Here is a 1,861-nt window from a genome sequence, read left to right on the forward strand (position 1 = left end):
GTCCTCGACGCGGGCCCGGTCGGGGGCGGCGGGCAGGGAGCTGCGGGAGGCCGCGGTCTCGGTTTCGGCCGCGAGGCGGTTCATCCAGGACTCGACCTCGGGCCAGGTGCGCTCGCCGCGCTTGACCGCGAGGAGCGGCTCGCGCTGGTCGCCCACGTCGATCGTCAGCTCACCGGTGCGCAGCAGATCGCGGCAGGACATCAGGAGGCGCAGCAGGTGCATCGCGTGCTTCCAGCGCGGGGCGCCGTGGACGCGGACGTCCTGGTCCAGCTTCTTGCGCTGGCCGAGGGCGTAGCGCGCGAAGGTGTCCTCGGCCTCGCGGGAGAGGAACGCGCCGCGCAGCGAGAGCAGCTCACGGCCGGTCTCCGTGATGTGCTCGACGAGGGGGGAGTGCAGGCACTCCAGGATGTTCGGGTTGGCCCGCAGCGCCAGCTCGCAGAAGCGCTCGAGCTCCCAGGAGAACTGCTCCTCCGCGGGCCCCACCAGATGCGTCGGCGGCTTCTCGAAGCGCCAGAAGAGCGGGGTCGGCGCCTGGAACACGCCCCGCCGGTCGGTGTCACTGCCCTCAGCGGCGAGCCCGAAGGCGCGCGAGCCCATCACACAGGCGTAGACGGTGTGGTCGCGTACGAGGGCCAGGTCCTGGGGGCGCATGCGGTGAGCGTAAGGGGCGGGCTAGCCCAGGATGATCGAATTTCCGGTGACCGTGATCTTCTGCGGGGGCAGCGGACGGGGCGCGGGGCCGCTCTCCACGGACGCGTCGGCCACGCGGTACCTGCTGCCGTGGCAGGGGCAGTTGATCGTGCCGTCCGCCACCTCCGAGACCGTGCAGCCCGCGTGCGTGCAGACCGCGGAGAAGGCCTTGAAGTCGTCGCGCTCCGGCTGCGTCACGACGATCTTCCTGTCCTTGATCACCTTGCCGCCGCCCACCGGGATCTCGGAGGTCTTCGCCAGCTCGGGTCCGGCGGGCGGCTTCCCGGTGCCGGTGCCCGTGCCGCCGGATTCGGGCGGTTCCGACGAGGCCGGTTGCGTGGAAGGCGCGGGCCGCGGCTCCGCGCCCTCCTTCCCGTACTCGGTGCACGCACCGGTCAGGGCCGCCGCGCCCACCGCCCCGGCCGCCAGCACCGCCCGCCGCGAGGCCGGGCCGCCGCTCACGTCGTCACCCCCGTCGTACGGAAGAACCACAGCGCCGACGTCAGCCAGACCACCGTGAGCGCCACGAACACCAGACCCGCGACCACCGGGAGCAGCCAGCCGGGCAGCCGCTCCGTGCGGAGCAGCAGCATCTTGGCGCTGAACGCCCCGAAGAAGAAGCAGCCGAGCAGCGAGTGCCACATCACCCGGGGCGAGTACGTCTGGTAGCCCAGCGCGTAGAGGCAGTGCACCGCCACGGGGACGGCGACCAGGAACGCGATCCGGCCCGACCAGCGGTGCAGCACCGCCGACCAGGAGGGCCCCGGCAGCTTCCCGTACAGCATCAGCGCCGAGAGGACCTGCACGAGCGCGAAGCCGAACGACGTCGTCGCCAGCCACGCCTTGACCGCGCTGGTGCTGCTGAACCCGGCGAGGTTGAAGGCCGTGCCCTCCGGGTCGTGCACCCTGCCGTACGCGCCGAGCCCCACCGCCACGGCCGCGGCGACCAGCGCGGGCACGAGGAAGCGGACGGCGCCCGGCCGCGGCTGCCCGCCCGCGCGCGGCGGCACGGGAAAGCCGCCCTGGGTGGGTGCGGTGGGATCGACGCTCATGAGGGCCTCCCTGTCTTCGCGGACGACGGGTCCGGCGCTGCGGGGTGCGGCGGGTCAGGGACGTACGGGCCGGGCGGTGATCTCCTCGCCGTCCACCCGGACGGTGCCCGTGGCCGGGT

Annotated in this window: 3 protein-coding genes; all 3 read right to left on the bottom strand. The window is 73.4% G+C overall.

What is annotated here, in order from left to right; translation table 11 throughout:
* The coding region (locus AB8Z36_RS39305; RefSeq protein WP_369218150.1) for a nucleotidyltransferase domain-containing protein at positions 1-651 on the bottom strand (651 nt) is incomplete at its 3' end.
* Positions 652-672: 21 nt separating this feature from the next.
* Complete coding sequence (locus tag AB8Z36_RS39310; RefSeq protein WP_369218151.1) at positions 673-1,152, bottom strand: Rieske (2Fe-2S) protein; 480 nt, start codon at positions 1,150-1,152, stop codon at positions 673-675.
* Positions 1,149-1,742 carry a DUF6529 family protein gene (locus tag AB8Z36_RS39315; RefSeq protein ID WP_369218152.1) on the bottom strand — a complete coding sequence of 198 codons (594 nt, stop codon included), beginning with the start codon at positions 1,740-1,742 and terminating at the stop codon, positions 1,149-1,151. Before AB8Z36_RS39315 ends, AB8Z36_RS39310 begins: the two co-directional genes overlap by 4 nt.
* Between the last annotated feature and the right edge of the window lie 119 nt (positions 1,743-1,861).

It is taken from the genome of Streptomyces flavofungini (assembly GCF_041028215.1).
GTDB classification, from domain to species: domain Bacteria; phylum Actinomycetota; class Actinomycetes; order Streptomycetales; family Streptomycetaceae; genus Streptomyces; species Streptomyces flavofungini_B.

Excerpts from the sequence above, each read along its gene's own strand:
- AB8Z36_RS39315 (WP_369218152.1), bottom strand. The coding sequence starts at position 1,742 with ATGAGCGTCGATCCCACCGCACCCACCCAGGGCGGCTTTCCCGTGCCG.